The sequence below is a fragment of the Spiroplasma sabaudiense Ar-1343 genome (genome assembly GCF_000565215.1).
Taxonomy (GTDB): domain Bacteria; phylum Bacillota_I; class Bacilli_A; order Mycoplasmatales; family Mycoplasmataceae; genus Spiroplasma_B; species Spiroplasma_B sabaudiense.
The window spans coordinates 918,560-942,863 of sequence record NZ_CP006934.1; the positions used below are offsets into that span (position 1 = coordinate 918,560).

Consider the following 24,304-nt stretch of genomic DNA (forward strand, 5'->3'; position numbering starts at 1 on the left):
CCTTATTGAATTACTAAAAACCGTCAGTTATCTGAATAGTCTTTTTCAAAACTAAATTTGTAATTTCTTAAATGCAGCATCGCTAACTTTTCAATTGCATTTTTTTGATCAAAACCAAATTCTAGAATTACAAAAAAATCATTTTCTAAATCAATTACTTTTTCTCAATTTTCAAAAAATTCATAATAAAAATATAGACCATTACTTTTTGCAAACAAAGCTTTGTGTGGCTCAAACTGATATGTTGATTCACCAATATTTTTATCTCCAAATTTTATGTAAGGTGGGTTTATTGCTAGGATGTTTAGTTTTAAATCCCTATTTATCAAAGGCTGCAAAAAATTACCACCTAAAATTTGATAGCTAGTCTTAGGAAATTTATTATAATTAATCTTTGCTACTTTTAAGGCTTTACGGCAAATATCTGTGGCAAAAACCTCACAATTATCTACTTCTGTCAAAAAACTAACACCAACTGCCCCGCTGCCTGAACAAATATCTCCAAATTTTAATGTTTTTTTTAAATCTTGGCTTTTTGCAAAGCCAATAGCTCTTTGAACCATCAATTCAGTTTCGTTTCTTGGGATTAAGACATTCTTATTTACTTTTATCTCGCAATTATTAAAAAATGTTGATCCTCTAATATAGGCCAGGGGCTTATTTAATAAATATTGTTTTCAAAATTTATTAATTTTTTTTACTTCTCGCCTTGTTAAATTATAGTCTCAATTAGACTTTAATTGTTTTTCGGTTTTTTTTAAACAATACGACGCTATTGCGTTAAAATCTTTGCATGTAATTTGGTCGTTAAAGTTTATCTTTAGTTTCTTAGCTAAATTATTTATAGTCATTTTATTCTTGTAAGTGTAAGGCAACTTTTTCTTTTTGTTCATTATTAATTAATTCTGAGATAAACTCTTCGATTGCGCCTTCCATCACTTGGTCCAACTTTTGCAAAGTCAGGTTAATCCTGTGATCTGTTACACGATTTTGAGCATAGTTATAAGTTCGGATTTTCTCACTTCTGGCCCCAGTACCGACGGCATTTTTTCTCATACCGGCTGTTTCGCTGTTTTGTTTTTCTAATTCCGCCTCATAAATTCTTGCTCTTAGCATTGTCATTGCAATATCTTTATTATCATGTTGGCTACGTCCATCTTGAGAAGAAGCCACAACTCCAGTTGGAATATGGGTGATTCGAACAGCAGAGTCAGTTGTATTAACATGTTGACCACCAGCTCCCCCAGAACGATAAGTATCGATTCTTAAATCTGATGGTTTAATATCAATTTCAATATCACTAACCTCTGGAAGGACAACAACTGTTGCTGTTGATGTTTGAATACGACCTTTCGATTCTGTTTTGGGAACTCTTTGAACTCGGTGACTTCCAGATTCAAATTTTAATTTTGAGAAAACTTTTTCACCTTTTACCATAAAAGATATTTGGGAAAATCCACCGGCCTCAGAAGGAGAGGAGTCCATTAAATCGATTTTTCAATTATTTTTTTCGCAATATTTTGTATACATTTTGAATAGGTCACCAGCAAAAATATTTGCCTCATCTCCTCCAGCGGCTCCACGAATTTCAACAATCACATTTTTATCATCGTTTGGATCTTTTGGCATTAATATTAAATCTATATCGCTTTCAATTGCAGAGGTTTTAGCTTCCTCTTCTTCTAAAACGGCTTTCGCCATTTCTCGCAGTTCAGCGTCTTTTTCATTTTCTAAAATTTCGCGAGCTTCTTTAATGTTGTTTACATTTGTTTCAAATTTAACTAAAAGTTGAACAGGTTCTTCAAGATTTGAACGTTCTTTATTAAGTTCGGTAATTTTTTTAATATCTCTCAAAATTTCTTCATTTTGTAGATCAGCGTCAATCTGGTTTATTCGCTTACGCATCACTTCAAGAGCTTCAAGTGTTTTACTATTCATAATTACCTCCTCTATTTTGGCTTTATATAACAATGGCGGCAGCGAGCTTCATATCTTTCTTTGCCAGATACTAAAATTACTGGCTCGCTTGCTGATGCTGGTTTACCATTTACAATTCTTTGGGTACGACTGGCATTTGCTCCACAATTATGACAAATTGCTGATAATTTGTCAACATATTCGGCTTGAACTAAAAGTCGATCAACATTTTGAAACGGTTCACATTTAAAATCTTTATCTAGTCCGTTTACAATCACTATTTTTCCTTCATCTGCTAATTTTTGAGTTAAATCAACAATATCTAAATCCAAAAATTGTAATTCATCAATTCCAATTACATCAATAAACTCTCCGTCTTTTTCAATTTCAATGATTTTTGCTAAGATGTCCGCACTACTTTTAACTGGATAGGATTGCAATTGCGATCCGTTATGGGAAAAAATTTTTGATTCTGAATAACGATCATCAATACTTGGTTTGAAAGCAACCACCCTGCGCTTTGCATAACTGTGACGTCGCAAACGGCGAATAAATTCCTCGGTTTTTCCCGCAAACATACATCCTGTGATGAGTTCAATTCATCCAGTTTTGCCTAAAATATATTTATTTAACATTTTATAAATTCGTCCTTGCTATTAATTCTTTAACTTCCAAAAGTAAAGTTTCGAATTCTTTTCAATTTGAAAGCTTACATGCCGCAGCTAGATGATGACCACCACCACCATGATTTTTTGCAATTTCATTAATCGGGATTTTTTTACTTCTAAGAGACACTTTAACAACACCATCAATCTCAGTTGCTAAAATGGAAACTTTAATTTCTTCTATTCCACAAATACTTCCAAGTGGTGACTTAATTTCATCTAAAGTTAAATTTAAATTTTGGTAATCCTTCTCATAAATTTTAATGTGGGCAATTTCACTATCAAAGACTGCTTTTTGAAAACAATTATTTATTCATTTTTGAATTTTTAATTTGCGAATGTATAATGAATCATAAATTTCATTTAAATCAATACCACAATTCATAAGCTCCGCTGCAACCAAAAAAGTCTGAGCACTAGTGTTTTTGTACATAAAGCGATTTGAGTCAGTCACAATTCCTTTATATAAATGAGTTGCAGCACCTTTTGAAATTTTTAAATTAAGTGTCATCGCTCAATGAGCAATTACTTGACAGCAAGCAATTGCATTGACATCAACCAATTTGTAATTACCAAAATTTTCTCCATCAACGTGGTGGTCAATCTTGAAAACTTCTTTGACTTTGTCAAAGTTATCAAAATCAACACGCTCCAAATTTGCAGTATCACAAGTTATTAACAATGCCTTTGAAAAAACTTCATCTGTTAGATCGGGATTTAATATTTTCGAATCATCAATATTACTTCCGACTACGTAGACTTTTTTATTTTTAAAATTTTCATCAATTAATATTTTTAATCCATATGCACTCCCAATAGCGTCAAAGTCAGGGTTTACATGCTTTGCAATTACGATTGCTTCATATTCTTTGATTTTATCAAATAAAATTTTATATTTTGGGTTCATGATTTTCTCCTTTTGGAAATAAAATTGCTGTTTCGCTTATTTCAATTCTTACTTTTTGACCTTCCTTAAGTTTTTCTTTGTAATAAAAATTAATTTTTTTAGATTCGCTTGTTTGGAAAGTGTAGAAACTTGGATCTATAAATTCTGAGTTTGAAATTATTTTCCCATCCAAGCTAAAACTATTTTTTGTTATTTTTTCATTACCTAAATTGATTTTAAACGGTGATAAGAATAATTTACCTTGAAAATTATCAAAAGTTGTTTTTGATATTTTAATTTTTTGATCAAAAATTGTTATCAAATTTTTTTCTATTAGAGCGTCTATAAAATTCTCCTCAAAGTACATTTTCATAAAATCATAGTTTTCATCATTTGAAATTATATTATCAATTGAATTTGTTTTCAATGTCGTATTCTCAAAAGTATAAAAATTACTTTGTAGATCGATTAATTCTTTAAAATCGCTTTCAATTATAATAATTGAAATTTTGGGAAAGAAAACATTAATTCTACGTATTGTATTAATTAAAAGGTGGGCATCATTTTTTGTTAGCAATTTAAATTTATTATCCAATATAATGTTTTTTTTATTGGAATAAATTGCCTTAACAATTTGTAAGTAAATTTGGGCAAGGGAACTAATTTTAAAAGAACTTATGAATCAATCGAATTTAATTTCTAATTTGTTCAAAATGTCTTGAGTTCAGGTATGTGACAGTGAATATAAGGTTGGAATTTGTGATTTTTTTGTTTTACAAACCGCTTTAAAATTCTTAGAGTTACCTTGTTCGGTTTGAGAATTTAAAACTTGGATGTGAAATTCGTGAATTTTTTCAACAATTCTTCCTTTTATAATATTTGACTCATCCAACAGAATTTTAAAAAATAAGTTTTCTTGCTTTTTACGAAATTCAAATCTTTGATCATCAGCTAGTTTTGTTCAGGTTTTAATGCTAGAAACCATTTGTAAACCAACTTGGCTATCAAATTTTTTATAACCATTTAAAATTGCATTAATTTTTTTAGCCAAATTTTTTATTTCGATTTTATTATGCTGGATGAACTTTTTCAGTTCAGTCACTTTTAAATCAATTAACTTTAGTTGTTCACGCACAATTCACTCGTGTTGATTAAAGCGCATTTCCTTTGCATATTTTTTTTGTTTCTTATCAAGATTTTGTTCACAATTACACGAATATCTCAAATCCAATAGAGAGTAAACCTTATCTCAAAGAGATTGTATAAAAGTTAGTAGTAGCTCTTTATTGGCATTTATTTCTTTTAGCAAATTAAAACGCTTTAGAAGAATTGCTAAATTACCACTAATTGGGGAAATGATTTTATCTGCTTGATCATTATTAAATTCAGTAATTTTTTTTAAAAATATTTCTAGTAACTCATCTTCAACTTTTATCGAGTTAGTAATAAAAATATTTATAATAGATCTGATTTGCTGACGCATAATTAAATCAGTTTGATTATTATTTGCTGTTTTGTAAGATAAGTAGTCGCTCTTGGTTTTGATAATTTTAGTTTTAGCATCATTAATAAAATGGCGATTTATTAGTAATGATAAAAATAAATTTGTACTTGGAGGTATTATTCTTTCAATATAGCTATCTTTAATTATTTCAGTAATTGTATTGTTATTGAGTTTTACATTAATCATATCATTATCGTTTACCAGGGTTCTCCCTGCGCTTGGTTGTCCGTGTCCTCTTAAAAATCGCTTAAACTCAATTTTAGTGCTTTTTTCTGGAATCAAAAAACTTGTAATTTTTCCTGGTGCAACATAAAAATCCAAAAACCACTGCTTTTGTTTTTTTCCACCAATTATAACATTTTCAAATTTTATGCTCATTTATTTACACCCTTACTATATTATAACGACTTTACAAAGATTTTTATAAATAAAAGAAAGGACCTGCAATAGGTCCTTTAAAATTAAGCTTCTGGTTTAGTTGCTTTTTTAGTTTTTGCATTTGCTGCTTTTTGAGCTTCTGAATCCAGTGCAGCTTTTTTAGCTGTTTCCTCTTTTTTGACAAACTTAGTGTTAAATCTCTCAATACGACCTGCGGCATTACTGTATTGTTGGTTTCCAGTGTAGAAAGGGTGACAATTAGAACAAGTATCTAATCTGATTTCTTCTCCTTTTGTTGAACCACCAACAAATTCGTTACTACAAGTTGTACAAATAAATTTAGTATCAAAATATTTTGGATGAATTTCTTTTCTTGGCATAGTTTACACTCCTTAACTATGTTTATAACATTGTACCAAAAATAATATTATCACTTTTTTACATAAAAAACACATTTTTTTGTGTAAAAATGTTTTTTTTAAAATGGTGATATTGATATTAAGCTTTTCCTTGACTTCCAAATCATCCAGTTAATTCTTTGAAAGTATCAACTAGAGCTTTGTATCCTGGGGCCAATAATTTACGTGGATCAAATCCTTTTCCAGCGTCATCTAAGTCTTTTTTTTCTTCAATGTATTTACGAGTTGCATCTCTAAATGCTAATTGTAATTCTGTATTTACATTAATTTTTGAAATTCCCAATGAGATGGCTTTTTTAACTTGATCTTGAGGAATCCCACTACCACCGTGAAGTACCATTGGCATTTTTGCGGCCGCTTGCAATTCTTCTAAGGTTTCAAAAGATAAAGTTGTTCATCACTCTGGATATTTACCATGAATGTTACCGATACCAGCAGCAAGCATTGAAATACCTGTTTTAGCCATTTCTCCTGCTTGTTTTGGATCTCCCAATTCACCTTTTCCGATAACTCCGTCTTCTTCTCCACCAATTGAACCAATTTCAGCCTCAACTGAAACTTCGTATTTTTTAGCAAAATCAATTACTTCTTTGGTTTTTGCTAAATTTTCTTCGTATGGGAAGTGACTTCCATCAAACATAACTGATGAGTAACCAGCTAAAATACATTTTTTAGCCATTTCAACTGATTGTCCGTGATCTAAATGTAGCGCTACTGGAACAGTAATATTTAATTCCTCTAATAGACCATTAACAAGACCAACAACAGTTCCTGGTCCTCCCATATATTTCATTGCCCCCTCTGAAGTTGCAATAATAGTTGGTGTTTTGGTTTCTTGAGCTGCACTTAAAATAGCTTTTGTTCATTCCAAGTTATTAATATTGAAATGCCCAATTGCATATTTATTTTTATGAGCTTCTTTAACCATTGAATCAGCGTTAACTAATCGTTTGTGATAAATTTTTGACATTATTTTCCTCTTTTCTCATCATTTTTATTATAAACTTTTTTGCTACAAAATAAAATAATTATTGCTGAATTATTGCTTTTATAAAACCATTAAATAAAGGGTTGGGTTTATTTGGTCTTGAGGTAAATTCCGGGTGATATTGAGCTGCTATAAAAAATTTGTGGCTTGGAATTTCAATAATTTCAATAAGATTTTTCTCTAAATATTCTCCCGAGAAAATCATCCCCGCATTTTGAAATTGCTCGCGATAATTGTTATTGAACTCATATCTGTGGCGGTGGCGTTCATAAGCAAAGTCTGAGGCATATAGTTTATGAGCCAAAGTATTTGATTTTAACTTTGTCTGATATAGACCAAGTCTCAAAGTACCGCCAAGATTTTCTGTATCTTTTCCTTTAATTATGTCAATTATTGGATTTGATGTGGTTGGATCAAACTCCGTTGAATTAGCATTCTTAATTTTTAAAACATTTTGAGCAAATTCAATTGCAGCAATTTGCATTCCTAAACAAATACCCAAATAAGGAATGTTGTTTTCACGAGCAAATTTAGCAGCCAAAATTTTACCACGAATTCCTCGCTGACCAAAACCACCGGGAACTAAAATTCCTTTTGCATTTTTGAGTATTTGTTCATAATTGCTATCGTTTAAATTTCCCGCTTGAATTCATTCAATTTTTACTTTGTAACCATTTTCAAAACCAGCAATTTGTAACGATTCCACAACAGATAAATAAGCATCTTTAAGCTCAACATATTTTCCCACAATATATAATTGTAATTCTTTTTGAGAACTTTCTAGTTTTTTTAAAAAGTCTTTTCAAGGCTCTATTTTAGTTGGCTTTAACTGTAGCCCTAATTGTTTAGCTACAATTCTGTGAAGGTTTTGATTATACAAAGTAATTGGAACATGGTAAATAGAAGTTTCATCAGGGGCGACAATAACATTTTCTAAGGGAATGTTACAAAATAAAGAAATTTTATCTCGAACTTCTTTTGGAATGTCTGATTCTGAACGAGGCACAATTATATCGGGTTGAATCCCCAAACTCAGCATTTCCTTGACAGAGTGTTGAACAGGTTTTGTTTTATATTCATTACTTACCTTTAAATATGGTAGTAAAGGAACGTGGATAAATAAAACATTTTCTCGACCAAGTTCCATTCTTATTTGACGGATGCTTTCAATAAAAGGTTGAGATTCAATATCTCCAACAGTTCCACCAATTTCGGTAATAACAACGTCAGCCCCACTGTTTTTAGCAGCATAAACTTTCTTTTTAATTTCATCAGTAATATGGGGAATAACTTGGACAGTTTTACCATCTCAATCTCCTCGTCTTTCAGCCTCTAATACAGATAAGTAAATTCGTCCTGAAGTGACACTAGAATTGCGTGTCAAGTTTTCATCAATAAAACGCTCATAGTGACCAAGGTCTAAATCTGTTTCTGCACCATCTTCGGTAACATAAACTTCGCCGTGTTGATAAGGACTCATTGTTCCTGGATCAACATTTAAATAAGGGTCAAATTTTTGCATAAAAACTTTCAAACCACTATTTTTTAGTAATACTCCCAGTGAACTTCCTGTTATCCCCTTACCAAGACCAGAAACAACACCACCGGTTACAAATATATATTTAGTCATAGTTTCTCCTTTATAAAAAATAAAATAGTCGTAAAAAATTACGACTATTTCAATTAGTCATCAATGTCATCAAATATGTCTTCGTCAGTCGAATCGTCGTCTTCATCGTCGTCTTCGTCATCGTCGTCATCATCATCAATATCTAAATCATGAATTGTATTTAAATTATGAACTTTCAAATCATCTGTTTCATAAATATCTGTTTCGAGATAAGAGTCAATATCTTCAAATTCCTCAGTTGTTTCAAACTTGTCAACATAGTCGTATTGTTTTTTAACATCATCGAATTTTAAATGATCTCTTAAGCCCCATTGACCATCCGAGGTTAGGGCAAAACGATTATCCAAAACTAAATCAGTATATAGTTCAGCAATAATTTGGTTTTTTTTCTCATTTCCACCGTGAATTTCGTTGGCAATACTGTTTCAAATTTCTTCAAAAGTCGCACTTTCCTTGCTATTTTTAAGAAAGTCAAATGCCATCTCAATATTTGATAATTTTATAGCCATTTTTTACACCTCTAACAATCAATATTTTACATTATTTTTGGAAAAATATAAAGAATTTGTGAATTTAATTTAACTTCTGAAAGCATTTTTGCAAATTCTGAAACCTGATTTAGTCCAATAATTTCATTATTACTACTTTTTATATAAATAACTTCATCTTTTGAATCACTTGGAGTTTCCTTATACAAAGAAACTGGTTTTAATTCTTTTTCTTCAAAAAAGTAGGTCTTTCTAAGTTTGTCTTTTTCTATTTTTTTATGTACGCTAGAGTATTCCAAATCGTTAAATACCCCAAAGAAATTACGGTTAATAATTCGATTGCTTAATTCCTTTAATATATCATCTTTTTCATCTTGTGAGTCGTTAATCATTTCTAAAATGCAAGCATCATCAATTTTTAAGTATTCAGCAACACTGAAGTGGTTGCCCATTAATAAAGGCTTTAAACGTTCAGTGATTTTGGGATTTTTAAATTCAAACTTATTGTTGAAAAGGTCTTTAATTCGTAAAAACCATTTTTGTAAAATTACATCAAAACTTATTGAAACATGATGACGATACACTTGTTGATACATATGATAGCGACCAAGTAAATATGATTCAATTGCATAAACTGTTTTCTGTGGATAATAAATTTTGTCGTCCTTGATCGAGGCGTGACGAATTATTCAATCAATATCCAATTTTGAATAATTTACGCCACAGTGATAACTGTCTCTGATAAGATAGTCCAAACGGTCCGCATCAAGTTGGCTACTGACCAAAGAATTTAAAATTTTATTTTTATGTTTTCCCAAAATTATTTCCCCTACTGCGATGGGATTTATTTTATATTTTCTCAAAACTTCATTAATTTGGGTTTGACCATTTATAATTTCTGTTGAGTATTCTTCGTGACTTTTTTTTGAAACACCCTCAAACGAGTGGGAAAACGGACCATGACCTATATCATGCAAAAGTCCGGCAATTAAAACTTCAATTTGTTCAGTCTTGTTAATTTTTTGAAAGTCTGAGTTTTCTAAAAACTTTCCTATTAAATGGTAAACCCCCAAACCATGGCTAAACCTTGTGTGCGTAGCCGAGGGGAAGACAAACTGACCTCCGCCCAATTGGGTAATTCTTCTAAGGCGTTGGTACTCAGGAGTGTTAATTAAATCAAAGATTACTTTTTCTTTTATTTGAATATCACCGTGAACACTATCTCGAATAAATTTGCTTATACTATCCATAATTATTTAACCACCTTTAAAGATTTATGTTCTTAATAACTTGTTCACGACCAAGAAGCAAAATAGTTTTTGCTAGTTCTGGTCCATGTTCAAAACAGGTTGTTAGTATTCTTATTGGCATAAATAAATCCTTACCCTTTAAATTTAAAGCTAAACCTGTATTTTTAATAACCATTTTAATGTTATCCTCGGTCCAGTCTTCAATTTTTTCCAATTCAGACGTAACATGTTTTTTCAAAACGTTGATTGTTGAAAATTCTTTTAGTGTTAATTTTGATTTTTCATCAATGATCGAGTTTGGATTGAAAAACAATTGCAAATGTTCATTAATTTCAACTCCAAAACCTATTTCTTTTTTAAAAAGTAGTAAAATTTGATTAAAATCATGTTCTGAATACTTTTTAAAATCGAATTTGCTTTGATCTACAAAATCTTTTATAAAAATTGTGTAGTCTAAATCTGGCATTTTTTTCATATATTGAGAATTGATTCATTTCAATTTATTGACATCAAAGGTACTAGGAGATTTAGAAAACCTTTTTTCATCAAAAATTTTAATGAACTCTTCTTTTGAAAAAATTTCTTCCTCCCCTGATGGTGATCAACCCAACAACCCAATATAGTTGAATAAAGCTTCTGGAAGATATCCTTGAGATTTGTATTGAGAAATAAAAAACATTTCATTGCCACTGCGTTTAGATAATTTTTTATGAGTTTCATCAACTATTAAAGTCAGATGACAAAAAGTTGGCGGAGTTTCTTTTAGTGCTTCATAAATCATCAGTTGTCTTGGGGTGTTTGAAATATGTTCTTCTCCTCGAACAACATGAGTTATTTTCATATCAATATCATCAATTACAACAGCAAAATTATAAGTTGCTATTTTATTTGACTTCAAAATAACAAAGTCCCCGATTTCTTTTGAATTAAAAACGACTTCATTCCTTACTAAATCAATTGTTTTATAATCGCGGTTTTCTGGAACTAAAAAACGAATGTTTGGTTTTAAATTTTGCTTTTCTAAATTTTTAATTTCTGAATCTGAAAGATTTAAACATTTTTTATTATATTTTGGCGCTGGAATTCCCTTGCTTATCTGGAGTTCGCGATTTGCCTCTAACTCTTCTGTTGTACAAAAACATTTGTAAGCTAATTTTTCTTTTATTAAATCATTGGCAATTTTTTCATATCGCTCGAACTTTTCAGATTGTTTATATTTTCCAAATTCTGATTTTGGTTTTAAAAAACTTTCATCAGGAATTATTCCCAATCAATTCATATTTTCAAACTGAGATTCAATTGCTCCTTCAACATTTCTCTCCAAATCTGTATCTTCGATTCTTACAATAAATGACCCATCATAGTGCTTAGCAAACAAATAGTTCATTAAAGCAGTACGGGTATTTCCAATATGCAAAAATCCAGTTGGACTAGGGGCGTATCTTAATCTAATATTTTTCATTCTAATTCTCCTTTTGTAATAAAACAATTGCTTGCGATTGAATTATGTTGCTAAAATTTTTTTCCGTTGTTGTTGCTTTGATGTTTATTTGATCAATTGAAATTTCTAAAATGTTAGCCAGTTTTTTCTTAATTTCTTTTTTATATAGTTTCAAATTCGGATTGTCAATAATTATTAAAGTGTCAATGTTTACAATTTTAAAATGATATTGTTTCAAAAGCATTAAGCAATATTTTATAATTTTTTGTGATGAGAACCCTGGCTCTTGTTCGTCTTCTAAAAAATGTTCTCCTAAGTCACCCAATCCCAAAGACCCAATTATAGCCTCTCCGATTGAATGAATTAAAACATCCCCGTCGCTTATAGCAACAACTTGAAAATCACATGGAATATAAACTTGACCCAAGGTCAATCCATTACCTTTTACTAAATTATGAATATCTTGTGACTGTCCAATTCGATACATATTAACCTCTTCTTTTAATTAATTATAACGACTTAATTTCAAAAACAAAACCCGAAATAGTAAAAATCCACTAGTGTGGATTAATTATTAAATTTAAAGAAACATACATCACCATCATTTAAGATATAAGTTTTTCCTTCTAAACGCATTTTACCAGCATTTTTAACATTTTGTTCAGATCCTAAATTTATTAAATCTTCACAATTATAAACGTCAGCTTTAATAAAACCCTTTTCAAAATCAGTGTGAATTATTCCAGCGGCTTGTGGAGCTGTGGCACCCTTTGGAAATTGCCACGCATGGGCTTCTTGGGGCCCAACAGTAAAGAAAGTTTGTAAATCAAGAGTTAAATAAGCAACTTTAATTAGGGTATCAAGTCCAGATTGCTCAACTCCCAAATCATTGAGAAATGCTAATTTTTCTTCACTTTCAAGTTCTGATAATTCTTCTTCTACTTGGGCACAAATTTTAACAACCTCTGCGTTATTAGCTTGTGCAAAATCTCTAACTTTTTTCACATAATCATTATCAGTTTTGATTTCACCTTCGCTTACATTGGCAACATAAACAAATTTTTTAGTTGTAAGAAGCTGAAATGATTTTAATATTTTTGAGTCATCATCATTTAGTTCCAAAGTGTTTAGCAGTTTTCCTTCACTTAAACATTCTTTTAGTCGAATTAAAACGTCAACTTCTGCTAGCATATCTTTATCTTTACTGCTTTTGGCTTTTCCTTCAATTCTTTCTAAACGTTTTTTGACAGTTGCCTCGTCAGCTAATATAAGTTCCAGGTTGATTATTTCGATATCTCGAATCGGATCTACGTTACCTTCAACATGAGTTATGTTTTTATCATCAAAACATCTTACAACTTCGCAAATTAAATCGGTTTCACGAATATTTGCCAAAAAAGCGTTACCTAAACCTTCGCCTTTGCTTGCTCCAGCAATTAAACCTGCAATGTCAACAAATTCAATTGTGGTTGGCACAATTTTTTTACTATTCATTATTTGAGCCATTTTTTCTAAACGTTGATCTGGAACACCAACGATTCCAAAGTTAGGCTGAATTGTTGCGAATGGATAATTGGCAGCTTCAACTTTTGAATTAGTTATAGCATTAAAAAGGGTTGACTTCCCAACATTTGGTAAACCAACAATTCCAACTTTTAAACTCATCCTATTCCCTACTCTCTATTGTTTTTATACTTTTCTCTAAAATTTTAGGTTTTAGTTCTATTATTAAATTTTCAACAGAAAGACTTTTTAATTTATAAATTACCCCAACACGAATCACTTCTCATTTTTCAGTTTTGCTTGGATGCGGTTTTTTTAGTGTAACAATATCAGAAATATTAATTTTCATTGTTCAACCCCAAAATTTCTAAAACTCGATTTAAGTCTTTATCACCTTCATAGCGAATAATTATTTTATTGTCTGCAACAGTGACTTTAGTTCCAAGTTTTCGCATTGCATTACGCTCAACAAATTCCAAATGAACGTTTTTAGGTTTTTTAGTTTGATTTTCAAGTAGTGAACCTGTTGTTCTTTTAACAAGCGCTTCAACCTCGCGAGCTGTTAAATTTTTTGCCAAAATTTCTTCAAAAATATTTTTTAATTTTTCTTCTTGACTTAGAATCGCCAGCAGCGGTTTTGCCTGACCCATTGTGATTCCATTTGCCATTAAGGCATCTTGAACATATTGTGGAAGATTTAACAATCTCATCATATTTGCAATATGACTTCGTGATTTTCCAACTCTTGATGCAATTTCTTCTTGTTTTAAACCTAAGTCCTCTGATAATTTTTTATAGGCAATTGCCTCTTCGATATCTAAAAGATCGACTCTTTGAATATTTTCGATAATTGCAAACTCTTGCATTTGTTTATCGTCAATGTCTAAAATTACAACCGGAACCTCTACTAATCCAGCAATTTTGGCAGCACGACTTCGTCTTTCACCAGCAATTATTTCAAAATCATCATTTAATTTTCGAACAATAATTGGCTGAATTATTCCGTGGATTTTAATAGAGTCAGCTAATTCGTTGATTTCAGAATCATTAAAAATTCGGCGAGGTTGAAAGGGATTTACTCGCAAACTATCTAATAAAACTTTTGTTTTGGGAAAATCTTTTGTTTTTTCCCCTTCAATGTTGCTTACTAAATCGCTGACACTTTCTCCAAAAATCTCATCAAGACCTTTAAATTTGTATTTTTTATTTGCCATTTTGTTCAATTACCTCTCTAACAAAGTCACCGTATGCAATAGCCCCTGGTCCTTTAGGGTCATGTTCAAATATTGATTTTCCTTCTAAAGACGATTCTGAAATTCTTATATTTCTTGGAATATACGAACTATAAACCTTGGTATCAAAAGTTTTACGAACCTCCTCTAATATATCGTGGGCCAACCTTGTTCTTGAATCAAACATTGTTACTAAAACTCCCTCAATCGTTAGTCTAGGATTTAAAGTTTCCTTAACTTTTTTTATTGTGCGTAATAACTGCGCAACACCGTGCATTGCGTAGTGTTCAGCTTGAATTGGAATCAAAACCGAATCACTACTTGTTAGACCATTACGATTGATTAGCCCCAAACTCGGAGGACAATCTATTATAATAAAATCATAATTATTTTTAACAGTTTCTAATTGTTTTTTTAAAATATTTTGATTATTTTCTTTTTGTTCCAACAGGTAAAGATCTGCTGCTGCTAAATCAATTGAGCTTGGTGCCAAATCAACACCAGGTTTGACATTTTTAATAATAATATCTGCTAATACTTCTTGTCCAATTAAAACATTGTACATACTTTTAGTTGCATTATCAATATCAATTCCGATTCCTGTTGAGGCGTTAAATTGAGGATCCAAGTCAACTAATAATACCTTTTTTGAATTTAAGGCTAAGCCACATGCAAGACTGATTGAGGTTGTAGTTTTTCCAACCCCACCTTTTTGATTTGCAACTGAAATAATTTTTCCCATTAATTTTACCCTCTCTTATACATCCTATTAATTATATCTTATTTTCCTAATGGTTTCTTTTTAATTTGGGCATATTGTCGAGGATAAATTTCGGGGGTTTTTCTAAGTTTTTGATAAAATAAGTTTACTCGAACACCAATGATTTTATCGTCTAAATTTTGACGATCTCTTAGTTCCAAACCTAATTTATAATTTTGATTATTCAAATTTTGCAATTCTCAATCAATTTTTGGCCCTTTTAAACAAACAAAATAGCCATTTATTTTTAATAACTGCGCTCCTAACTCAAGCAAGATGTTCAATTCACTAACAGCTCTTGAAATTACAATATCAAATTGCTCTTTTTTAGAAATTGCAAAAATTTCTGCTCTTTGTGAGTGAGTGTAAATTTCTTTGAGATTTAGCTTTGAAATAAGCTGATTTAAAAAGCTGATTTTTTTATTATTACTCTCAACTAAATGCACTTCCACGTCTGGAAAGAAAATTTTAATAACAACCCCTGGAAAACCAGCTCCAGTTCCTAAGTCACACAATTTTTGATTGTTAAGTTCTAATTTTGAACAAAATGTCAAAGAGTCAAAAAAATGCTTTCGATAAACTTCATCTAAATTTGTGATTGTTGTTAAATTGTATTTTTCATTTTCTGAATTTAAAAATTCAAAATAAATTTCTAACTGTTCTTTAATAGTTTTGGTTATTTTGATTGTCGCGATATCTTCAAATATTTCTCAGTTTTCAAATTTTTTCATAAGTTTATTTTAACAAAATTATAGTGGTTTTAAAGCAAAAATAAAAACTCTCAAATTTTGAGAGTTTTAGCCTTTCTTTTTAGCCATTAACTTTTCGTTAATCATTCATAAAATTAGCATAAAAATAACTGAAGTAATAAAAAATATTGGATAGAACATTGTTTCAGGACTTGAAAATTTACTAAATAAATCGTAATAAATATAGGCCATTGAAAAGCTCAAAAATGCTAACGGGAAAAGAGCGTACCAAAAGACTCCCTTTATTTTTTCAACTTTGACTTTATTGGTTTTGCGATTTATTAAAACTCCAACCATTATCGTTAAATAAATTGTAAATGCGATTACCGTAACAGTATTTGATATAAAATCAATTGTTGTTATTAAATCATTGTTTATTAAAATTGAGGATATCATCAAAATAATGACTATCGTTACTGTTGTAACTCCTTGAATTAAAGCTGCTCTTTTGTGTGAAATATGACTAGATTTTTTGCTATACAATAGTTTATCTTCAACACTGGCTTGAACACCTTTTGGACCAACAATACTATAACCATTAACAATTGTCATAACAGTACAAGCGACAACACTCTTAAAGAAAAATGATCATCCCGGAGCTTTTTCAAAAAGGTTATCAAACAAAGTAAAGACATTACCATCAGAACTACCAAAAAAGATTGCAACTGAAATTAAAACATAAAATAATGAAACCCCAAGTACACCAAAAAATAATCCCGGAGCAACAACTTCCTTGTGTTCAACATCTTTTTGAAGAGCTGCGGCAAAAATAAATCCATCAAAAGAAAATAAAATTGGTGCCATTGTTAAGAACATATATTGGATTTTTCAATCTCCACTACTATTTTCAAAAGCATTCGTACCCCCAGAAAAATTAACAATAAATCCCCCAACCAATACAACTGTCAGCGGGACAAATTTAAAAAATGTGAATATTGTTTGAATTAAATGACCGGGTTTTGTGGAAAACAAGTTTAATAAAATAAATCCAATTATTATTGTTATTGAAATCACCGCTTGGGAAATTAGTTTTACCTGAGTTGTGGTCCAATCACTGCCTCACAAACTGTCTGCAGCATCAAAAATTGTTTTAACGGCAAAGAGTCCACCAATTCCTGTTAGGATTGGCACATAAAACATTATAAAAAAAATGGCATAAAAGGAACCAACACGACGACCCAAAAAAATTGAACCTCATGTTTGAATTGTTGAATGTCCTTGTTTTTTTGTTGCCGAGGCCGCTTCAACGAAAACCAAAATCATTAAAGTTGAAACTATTCCTATCACCAATCACATAATAATTGCGATATAAGGATTGCCTCCAGCTTCTCCCAAGACCCCACCAGGTTCAAGACGGTTCTTTAAATAAATCCCCGAGCCAACCATTAGCCCAAAAACTAAACTAAATAAGGTCATAAACTCAAAAATTTTATTTTTAACCTTATTAGATTTTTGCTGTTGAGTTAGATTTGACATAAGACCTCCTATTTCCTATTTTTTTAATGCATAGTGTTTTTTTAAATAAAATAACAGCATTTGAATATCTGCTGGGTTAACCCCAGATATTCTTGAAGCTTGACCAATCGATGTTGGTCGAACTTTTGTTAACTTTTGCTTTGCCTCTATTGCTAAATTTTCAACTAATTCGTAGTTGATATCATCTGGTATCATTTTTTTATTAAGTTTTTTTAATCTTTCAGCAACTTCTTGCTCTTTTTTTACATAACCTTCAAAACGACAATTGATGACAATACTTTGTAACTGGTTTAAGGTTAGATTTTCTAACTCTTTAATATATTTTACCAAAGTTTCAATTTTTACATTTGGTTGTTTTAAAATTTCATAACCACTTTGACCATTTGTTAAATTTGCCTGACTTTCATTCTTCAATTCATCCGCTAGTTGTGACTTGGGGCTGAACCTTGTTTCTTTTAATGCTTTCGTTGCTTGCTTGATTTGGAATTGATTATCAAGAAATTTTTGTCAATCCTTCTCATTAATTAAACCAATTTCATAACCATATTTGCAGAGTCTAGTTTCGGCATTATCGTTTCTTAAAAGCAGTCGACGTTCCGCACGACTAGTTAATAGTCGGTATGGTTCAATTGTTCCCTTATTGACTAAATCATCGATCATCACCCCAATATAGGCTTCATCACGACCCAATATCAGCGGTGGAAGTTGATTTATTTTTCTTACAGCATTAATTCCTGCAATTAAACCTTGGCCGGCGGCTTCTTCATAGCCACTTGTTCCATTAATCTGACCCGCAGTAAAAAGATTTTTGATTTTTTTTAGTTCAAGACTCAAATTTAATTGCATTGGGTCAATACAATCATATTCAATTGCATAAGCTCATTTATCAACAACTACTTTTTCAAATCCTGGAAGACTTTTCAACATTTTTTCTTGAATCTCAATTGGCATTGAAGTTGAAAATCCTTGAACATAAAAAGTATCTAGGGAAATTGATTCTGGTTCTAAAAAAATTTGATGTTCGATTTTATCTGAAAAGCGAACAACTTTATCTTCAAAACTGGGGCAATATCTTGGGCCGACTCCTCGAACCTCTCCTGAGTACATCGCAGATAAGGCAAGGTTATCTTCAATAATTTTTTTAGTTTTCTGAGTTGAGTGAATAAGGTAACAAACCTCTTGTTTTTGTATTGGTTTGAAGTCTGTAGTACTACTGCTGAAAGCCAATGGTAAATCTGTTCCTGGCTCAATAGCTAGTTTTTCTAAATTAATTGAACTTTTTATTACTCTTGGAGGGGTACCGGTTTTAAAACGCAGCAAATTAATCCCCATTTTTTTTAAAGCTTTACTGATTCCAGTTGTGGTCAATTCATCATTAGGTCCAGATTTATAATTTTCTTGCCCACGTAAAATTTCGCTCCCTAAATAAGTTCCTGTGGTTAAAATAACGGCTTGACTACTAATTTTTGTTCCATCTTCTAAGATTACTCCCAAAACTTCATTATTATTCACAATAAATTCCTTAACAACTTTAGCGACAAGAGTTAGGTTTTTTTGGGATTTAATAGTTTTTTCCATGTATTTAGAGTATTCGATTTTATCTGATTGGGCTCTTAGAGCTCAAACTCCTGGTCCGCGACTAGAATTTAATAGTTTCATTTGCAAAGCAGTTGCATCAGCGGCTTTTCCCATTTCTCCACCAAGTGCATCAATTTCTCTTACAACTATACCTTTCGCTGGACCACCAATTGATGGATTACAAGGCATTGCTGCAATTTTATTATCGTACAAATTAAAAAGAGCAGTGTTTTTGCCTAATCGCGCGCAAGCCAATGAAGCTTCAACTCCAGCATGGCCAGCACCAATTACAATGACGTCAAATTTGTTTTTTTCCATAAAATTCTCCTTTGGTCAATCACATCTTTGACATCCAATTAACTTTAATTATTATAATTGATTTTTTACTTACTTGTTTAAAATAAAAACTTAAAATAATTGATTAAATTAATCTAATTTAGAATTAAAAGTGAGCTTTTTTTCAAACATAATTTTAAGAAATTGTGATGCGGCTATTTTTTTATTTTAAAACTATTTAAAAATTTAAATTAAGAATTTTGATTTTTAGAAATTGCTTTGTCTAGATATGTTGTTGCTTAGAATTTTACTATCTAAGTTAAATCGGTAAATCGGTAAACTTTTTAGTAAGATTGCATAACTTAAAATGAAATGAAAAAAAATAAATACTCAAAAAAGTTAAAAAACAAAATAATTTTAATATTTAAACATGGTGAATTAAAATAAACCCCTCAATATTTCAATAACAAAGTATTAAATATTGAGGGGTTTATATTTTGAGTTTATTTAAAATAATTAATTGATTCTTTCAAAAATTATTTTTCGGTCGTTAATTTTTTCAAAAACCAATTTGCCACTTTCTAATTCATAAATATTTAGCAGAGGCTTATTGTAACCAATTTGATTTAACATTAATGAGTAACTTTTAGTAAGAATTGGTGATAGCAAGTGAATGATCACTGCAATGCTTTCTTGCAACACTTTTAAAACTACTGCTAGATTTTTGGTGTCTCCTGATTTTTCAAGTGCTCATGGTTTTTCATCTTCAATGAACTTGTTCAATTCTTGAGAAAACCTCATAACAATATCAACGGCTTTGTGAATTTGATAATCATTCATTTCTTTAATATAATTTGCAATCATTTGATTTTTCAAATTTGTAATTTGATGATTTGCTAAGTCGATTTCTTCTAAAATATTTCCATCAAAATATTTTACAATCATGTTGTTAGTTCTAGAAATTAGATTGCCAATGTTGTTTGCCAAGTTAGTATTATAAGATTCAATAAACAATTCTTCTGTGAAATTACCATCGCGTTCAGTTGGTAATTCTTTTGCAATATAAAACCTAAGTGCATCACTTGAAAAACCATTAATAACAGCAATTGGATCAATAACATTTCCCAAAGATTTTGACATTTTTGTATCTTTTGCCAAAATTCATCCATGAGAAATTAGCTTTGTGGGCATTGGCAAACCTAATCCTTCTAAAATTACTGGTCAATAAATCGAGTGAAATCTAGTTATTTCTTTTCCCACATATTGAACAATTTCTGTTTTTGAATTTCAAAATTTTTTTAGTAAACTATTTTCGCTTTGCCCATAGCCCAAAGCAGTTATATAATTGGATAAAGCATCAATTCAAACATAAATTACATGTTTTGGGTCTTCGTTTGTTGGAATTCCTCACTCCAAAGAAATTCTTGTAACAGAAAGATCTTCAAGACCTGGCTCAATAAAATTTTTTAGCATTTCATTTTTTCTAGACTCTGGGGTTAAAAAATTAGTGTCAAATAACTTAGTTAAAAAATCAGAAAATTGAGAAACCCTTAAAAAATAAGTTTCTTCAGCTAAAATTTCTGGTTTGGTTTGCGAAACTTTACACAAACCTTCTTCGTTGATTTGCTCAGAGGTTAAAAATTCTTCACAACTTACACAATAAAGGCCCTTGTAACTTCCCTTGTAAATTAAATCTTTTTCAACAAGTTTTGAAAAAATTTCTTGGACCGCCTTTTTGTGGTAATCATCTGTTGTTCTAATAAACTTATCATAGTCAACATCAAGAAGATTTCATAAGTTTTTAAACTTTTCAACAATCTTGTCTACATAATTTTTTGGAGAAAGATTTTCAGCCAATGCTTTTGTTGCAATTTTTTGACCATGTTCATCTGATCCTGTTAAAAAGAAAGTTTCATAACCCATAAGTTTTTTATAGCGATTCATAATATCAGCTAACACCGTGGTGTAGGTGTGGCCAATATGTAAATCCCCACTTGCGTAATAAATTGGGGTTGTTACATAAAAAGTCTTTTTCATTTCTATTCCTCTATATTTACTTTTGTAAATTTGTAAATATCTCTCAAACCACGGTAGCTATCATTGTGGGCTAAGCCATACCCTACAAAGTAATCACTTTCCACATTAAATAAAGCTTTGTAATTAAATTTGAAACTTCTTTTAGTTCTGAATTTATCCAACAATGTTAGGACTCGAATTTCTTTTGGCTTTTCTTTTTCAATTGATTCATATAAAGATTGTAAAGTGGTACCAAAATCTAAAATGTCTTCAACAATTAAAACATTTTTACCTTTTAAACTACTTGATATTCCAATATCAAATTTAGCGGCGGAACTTTTAATTTCGTTTCCAACTTCTTGACTTTGTGTTGCAACAAATTGAACTCCAACATCAACTTTTAATTGACGAATTAAATCTGATACAAAAATGAAAACCCCTGAAAGTTTTGCCACAATTACAAGCGATTGGCCCTCATAGATTTTTGATAAATTTCTAGCTTCACTAATAATTGCACTTTTTATTTCTTCTTCGGTAATAACCGTTAATAATTTAGTTACTTCTTCCATTTTTTAAAATCCCTTCGTAAACTTTTTCAACATTTCTCAAAAAATAATCAAGGTGAAACATTTTTTCAAATTCATTTTCTTTTATATATTTGTTAATATTATTTTTTACCAATTCATCTTTGAAATCGCTAGCGTTTGCTTGACATCTCAAAGTGCACTCTTGAATAAAATCATAAATTTCTTCGCGAGAATAATTAGTATTCTTAATAATATAAGTTAAGATTGGTTGACTAAAAAATATATTTTTTTGTTCTTCAATATGCTTCATCATTTGTTTTGGATTTATATATAAATCTTTTATTGTCGATGTTAGGCGATTTAAAGAGTAAATAAGAGCATGATAAATATCAGGAAACATAATTCTTTCATTGGAGCTGTGGGAAATATCTCGCTCGTGTCATAGTAAATTATTTTCTAAACTCATACTTACAAAAGTTCTTATATATCTTGCTAAACCTGAAATATTTTCAGAACTAATCGGATTTTTTTTGTGAGGCATTGAACTTGAACCTTTTTGTCCAACTGCAAAGCCTTCCATCATTTCTTGAACTTCGCTACGTTGAAAACTGCGAATTTCAATTGCGATTTTTTCTATAGTTGATGCAATATTGGCAAAAACCGAAACTAAAAAAGCATGACGGTCCCTTTGAGTTACTTGTGTAGAAATTGTGTCAGTGCCAAGATTTAATTCTTTAGCTACAAATTCCTCTAGTTCTAATTCGAGGTTAGCATAATTACCCATTGATCCCGAAACTTTTGCAACCTCAATTTGATTTCTAGCTAAGTTCAAGCGTTCCACTTGGCGATTAATTTCTTCATATCACAATAAAAATTTTAATCCCAACGAAGTTGGCTCCCCATAAATTCCGTGAGTTCTTCCCATAATCATTGTTTTTTTATTTGCAATTGCTTTTTCTTTTAATATTGCTGTTAAATTATCTAAACTTTTCATTAAAACCTTGTTGGAATTTGCTATTAAATAATTTTGAGCCGTGTCCACAACATCAGTTGAAGTCAAACCTAAATGAATTCATTTTTTTTCTTCACCCAAAGATTCTGATAACATTCTTGTAAATGCCACAACATCGTGCTTAGTTTGAATTTCAATTTCTTGCATACGTTTATAATTTACCCGGGCATTTTTAATAATTTTTTCACAGTCACTTTTAGGAATAACTTTTAGCTCACACCATCCTAGAGTAACTTTATTTTCAACTAACAACCATGTTTCCAATTTGTTGGTTTCACTTCAAATTTTTTCAATTTCATTGACTTTATAACGATCAATCATTAAAATTCAGGCTCCAATAAAATTGTTTGTTGACGATCTGGTCCAACTGAAAAACCTAAAATATCAATGTTGCACAATTCTTTTATTTTATTTAAATAATTTTGAGCGTTAATTGGTAAATCTTTGAAAGAGTGAACTTTTGTTATATCTTCATTTCAACCCGGCATTTCAATATAATTTGCTTGACAATTTTGATAATCAGCATTCAATGGTGGTATGGTTGTAATTTCTTTACCGTCTAAACTATAACTTGTACAAATTTTGACAACTGGTTCTCCTGATAGTACATCAAGTAAAGTTATAAAAATTTTGTCTAGACCCGTAGTTCTAATTGCATAATTTAGGGCAACCGCATCAAACCAACCAACTCTTCTGGGACGACCAGTGTTTGAGCCATATTCATTTCCGCGCTTACGAATTCCTTCACCAATTGAATTCGCTTGTTCTGTAGGAAAACCTCCAGTTCCAACGCGAGTACAGTAAGCTTTCACAACTCCTAACGCTGTTGTAATTAGATTATGGTTGATTCCTGAACCCAACGATGCGTTATTTGCACTTGTATTTGAGCTAGTAACAAATGGATAAGTCCCGTGATCAATATCTAAAAGTGCTCCTTGAGCTCCCTCAAATAAAACATATTCTCCTGACTTGATAGCTGTGTCAATTAAAAGCGAGGTATCAACAATCTGGTTTTTTATTTTTTCAAAGTTACTCATTAATTCTTGATAAATAGTTTCAAAATCTAAAGCCTGACCTTCATAAACTTTTGTTATTAATCGATTTTTAAACTCAATAATTTCAGCAAATCTAGCTTTAAAGTTTGGATCAAATAAATCACAAATTCTCACCCCAAGGCGGTCAACTTTATCTTGATAAGTTGGTCCAATTCCTCGTTTTGTTGTCCCTATTTTATTTTTCCCTCGCGCATTTTCTTGAAGTTCATCAATTGCGATATGATATGGTAAAACAACATGGGCGCGGTTAGATATTAATAAGTTTTTAGTTTCAACTCCGGTTTTTTTTAAAATTTCTAATTCTGAAACCAGTCTTGGTAAATTAATTACAGCTCCATTGGCAATAACGTTGGTAACTTTTGGATTTAAAATTCCTGAAGGTACAATTGTTACTTTATGGCGAACTCCTTCACTTACAATAATATGTCCGGCATTATCTCCTCCAGAAAATCTTACAACCATTTTTGCTTTTTGAGCAAAATAGTCTGTAATTTTTCCCTTTCCCTCGTCGCCTCATTGTGCTCCAACGATAACTAAACTTTTATTTTTCATAG

At 30.7% G+C, this 24,304-nt stretch carries 23 protein-coding genes; all 23 read right to left on the minus strand.

The features are described 5' to 3' along the window. Positions 1–2: 2 nt before the first annotated feature. The 23 genes from SSABA_RS04250 to SSABA_RS04360 all read right to left on the minus strand — a co-directional run bounded on the left by SSABA_RS04250 (position 3) and on the right by SSABA_RS04360 (position 24,302). Positions 3–851 (minus strand): HemK/PrmC family methyltransferase, encoded by an 849-nt coding sequence (locus SSABA_RS04250; RefSeq protein WP_038673855.1) that lies wholly within the window; start codon positions 849–851, stop codon positions 3–5. A 1-nt stretch (position 852) separates the two neighbouring features. Beyond that, complete coding sequence (gene prfA / locus SSABA_RS04255) at positions 853–1,938, minus strand: peptide chain release factor 1 (RefSeq protein ID WP_025251352.1); 1,086 nt, start codon at positions 1,936–1,938, stop codon at positions 853–855. 11 nt (positions 1,939–1,949) lie between these two features. Further along, positions 1,950–2,552 carry a thymidine kinase gene (locus tag SSABA_RS04260; protein WP_025251353.1) on the minus strand — a complete coding sequence of 201 codons (603 nt, stop codon included), beginning with the start codon at positions 2,550–2,552 and terminating at the stop codon, positions 1,950–1,952. Position 2,553: 1 nt separating this feature from the next. Then, complete coding sequence (locus SSABA_RS04265; RefSeq protein WP_038673688.1) at positions 2,554–3,489, minus strand: DHH family phosphoesterase; 936 nt, start codon at positions 3,487–3,489, stop codon at positions 2,554–2,556. After that, on the minus strand, positions 3,473–5,350 hold the full coding sequence (locus SSABA_RS04270; RefSeq protein WP_025251355.1) for a hypothetical protein: 1,878 nt from the start codon (positions 5,348–5,350) through the stop codon (positions 3,473–3,475). The genes SSABA_RS04265 and SSABA_RS04270 overlap by 17 nt, the downstream gene beginning before the upstream one ends. Before the next feature lie 83 nt (positions 5,351–5,433). Then, positions 5,434–5,730 carry a 50S ribosomal protein L31 gene (rpmE, locus tag SSABA_RS04275; RefSeq protein WP_025251356.1) on the minus strand — a complete coding sequence of 99 codons (297 nt, stop codon included), beginning with the start codon at positions 5,728–5,730 and terminating at the stop codon, positions 5,434–5,436. A 118-nt stretch (positions 5,731–5,848) separates the two neighbouring features. After that, positions 5,849–6,739, minus strand: coding sequence for a class II fructose-1,6-bisphosphate aldolase (gene fba / locus SSABA_RS04280; protein ID WP_025251357.1), 891 nt, complete (start codon positions 6,737–6,739; stop codon positions 5,849–5,851). A gap of 58 nt (positions 6,740–6,797) precedes the next feature. Further along, positions 6,798–8,387: a CTP synthase gene (locus tag SSABA_RS04285; protein WP_025251358.1), complete on the minus strand. Its 1,590-nt coding sequence runs from the start codon at positions 8,385–8,387 to the stop codon at positions 6,798–6,800. Between the two features lie 53 nt (positions 8,388–8,440). Then, positions 8,441–8,896 (minus strand): DNA-directed RNA polymerase subunit delta, encoded by a 456-nt coding sequence (rpoE, locus tag SSABA_RS04290; RefSeq protein WP_084655776.1) that lies wholly within the window; start codon positions 8,894–8,896, stop codon positions 8,441–8,443. A gap of 26 nt (positions 8,897–8,922) precedes the next feature. Next, the gene (locus tag SSABA_RS04295) at positions 8,923–10,125 is read right to left on the minus strand and encodes an HD domain-containing protein (protein WP_025251359.1); all 1,203 of its coding nucleotides are present in this window, start codon (positions 10,123–10,125) and stop codon (positions 8,923–8,925) included. A 16-nt stretch (positions 10,126–10,141) separates the two neighbouring features. Continuing rightward, positions 10,142–11,587: a glutamate--tRNA ligase gene (gene gltX, locus SSABA_RS04300; RefSeq protein ID WP_025251360.1), complete on the minus strand. Its 1,446-nt coding sequence runs from the start codon at positions 11,585–11,587 to the stop codon at positions 10,142–10,144. Position 11,588: 1 nt separating this feature from the next. Further along, a complete protein-coding gene (gene ispF / locus SSABA_RS04305) occupies positions 11,589–12,053 on the minus strand; it encodes a 2-C-methyl-D-erythritol 2,4-cyclodiphosphate synthase (protein WP_025251361.1) in 465 nt (154 codons plus the stop codon). Positions 12,054–12,133: 80 nt separating this feature from the next. Continuing rightward, complete coding sequence (ychF, locus tag SSABA_RS04310; RefSeq protein ID WP_025251362.1) at positions 12,134–13,231, minus strand: redox-regulated ATPase YchF; 1,098 nt, start codon at positions 13,229–13,231, stop codon at positions 12,134–12,136. 1 nt (position 13,232) lies between these two features. Next, positions 13,233–13,418 carry a DUF951 domain-containing protein gene (locus SSABA_RS04315; protein WP_025251363.1) on the minus strand — a complete coding sequence of 62 codons (186 nt, stop codon included), beginning with the start codon at positions 13,416–13,418 and terminating at the stop codon, positions 13,233–13,235. Next, entirely contained in the window at positions 13,408–14,283 is an 876-nt protein-coding gene (locus SSABA_RS04320) for a ParB/RepB/Spo0J family partition protein (protein WP_025251364.1), read from the minus strand. Before SSABA_RS04320 ends, SSABA_RS04315 begins: the two co-directional genes overlap by 11 nt. Then, entirely contained in the window at positions 14,273–15,043 is a 771-nt protein-coding gene (locus SSABA_RS04325; protein ID WP_025251365.1) for a ParA family protein, read from the minus strand. The genes SSABA_RS04320 and SSABA_RS04325 overlap by 11 nt, the downstream gene beginning before the upstream one ends. Positions 15,044–15,081: 38 nt before the next feature. Continuing rightward, positions 15,082–15,792 carry a 16S rRNA (guanine(527)-N(7))-methyltransferase RsmG gene (rsmG, locus tag SSABA_RS04330; RefSeq protein WP_025251366.1) on the minus strand — a complete coding sequence of 237 codons (711 nt, stop codon included), beginning with the start codon at positions 15,790–15,792 and terminating at the stop codon, positions 15,082–15,084. 66 nt (positions 15,793–15,858) lie between these two features. Continuing rightward, the gene (locus SSABA_RS04335) at positions 15,859–17,286 is read right to left on the minus strand and encodes an APC family permease (RefSeq protein WP_025251367.1); all 1,428 of its coding nucleotides are present in this window, start codon (positions 17,284–17,286) and stop codon (positions 15,859–15,861) included. 15 nt (positions 17,287–17,301) lie between these two features. After that, entirely contained in the window at positions 17,302–19,182 is a 1,881-nt protein-coding gene (mnmG, locus tag SSABA_RS04340; protein ID WP_025251368.1) for a tRNA uridine-5-carboxymethylaminomethyl(34) synthesis enzyme MnmG, read from the minus strand. Positions 19,183–19,656: 474 nt separating this feature from the next. After that, a complete protein-coding gene (gene metG / locus SSABA_RS04345) occupies positions 19,657–21,177 on the minus strand; it encodes a methionine--tRNA ligase (protein WP_025251369.1) in 1,521 nt (506 codons plus the stop codon). Between the two features lie 2 nt (positions 21,178–21,179). Beyond that, on the minus strand, positions 21,180–21,725 hold the full coding sequence (locus tag SSABA_RS04350) for a phosphoribosyltransferase (RefSeq protein WP_025251370.1): 546 nt from the start codon (positions 21,723–21,725) through the stop codon (positions 21,180–21,182). Then, the gene (gene purB / locus SSABA_RS04355) at positions 21,709–23,016 is read right to left on the minus strand and encodes an adenylosuccinate lyase (RefSeq protein ID WP_025251371.1); all 1,308 of its coding nucleotides are present in this window, start codon (positions 23,014–23,016) and stop codon (positions 21,709–21,711) included. Before purB ends, SSABA_RS04350 begins: the two co-directional genes overlap by 17 nt. After that, a complete protein-coding gene (locus tag SSABA_RS04360; protein WP_025251372.1) occupies positions 23,016–24,302 on the minus strand; it encodes an adenylosuccinate synthase in 1,287 nt (428 codons plus the stop codon). Before SSABA_RS04360 ends, purB begins: the two co-directional genes overlap by 1 nt. Positions 24,303–24,304 lie beyond the last annotated feature (2 nt).